Raw genomic sequence first — 772 nt, forward strand, 5'->3', positions numbered from 1 at the left:
ATGGCGACGATCATGTTCGTCAGGCTCGAGATGTCGTTGCCGCCGCCGGTGCCCGGCAGCCGCGTCTTCGGGTGGGCCGGGTTGCCGATGTAGGACGAATTCAGGTTGCCGTACTTGTCGATCTGCGCGCCCCCCATGAAGCCGACGTCCACGTAGCCGCGCTGCAGCAGCAGCATCACGTCGGTGCTGCTCAGCACCATGTTGGCGCCCTTGGTGCAGCGCTGCTCGGCGGTCGAGGGCGGCAGCCGGCCCGGCTCGACCCTCGGGCCGATGACGCCGCCTTCGAACAGGATGGTCAGGCCGGGGCAGCCCAGGCCCTGGGCCAGCGTCGCGGCCAGGATCGGCACGCCCACGCCGGCGAAGACGATCTGCCCGTCCTTGAGCAGGCGCGCGCTCATGACGCACAAGATCTCGCTCGCGGTGCAGCCGGCCATTCCGGTCGCTGCGCATGCTTCCCCGGTTCGAATTAAGGTCGTAGCGTCCATGTTGACTCCTGCTTCTTCACAGCCTCGGAACGAGGGCGATGTCGCCTTTCATGCCGAGCGATTTTTATACCATCATACTACTGATAGTACCATTTTGATGCCAGAGAGGATCGGCACGGGAGGAGCGCGCGGCGACTGGAGCTACTCGACGGCCTTGGCCATGTCCTCGACCACCTTCTTGGCGTCGCCGAAGACCATCATGGTCTTGTCCATGTAGAACAGTTCGTTGTCCAGCCCGGCGTAGCCCGCGGCCATGGAACGCTTGTTCACGATCACCGTCTTGGCCT

General features: G+C 64.2%; 2 protein-coding genes. Both read right to left on the reverse strand.

All coding sequences use genetic code 11. The features are described 5' to 3' along the window. Window positions 1–398, reverse strand: a 398-nt coding sequence (locus AC1DYK_RS35450) for a CoA-transferase (protein ID WP_478170532.1), incomplete at its 3' end; no start/stop codon positions are given. A gap of 228 nt (window positions 399–626) precedes the next feature. Then, window positions 627–772: NAD(P)(+) transhydrogenase (Re/Si-specific) subunit beta (locus AC1DYK_RS35455; protein ID WP_478169691.1), on the reverse strand; the 146-nt coding region annotated here is incomplete at its 5' end.

The organism is Variovorax sp. P2_H12 (genome assembly GCF_056403395.1).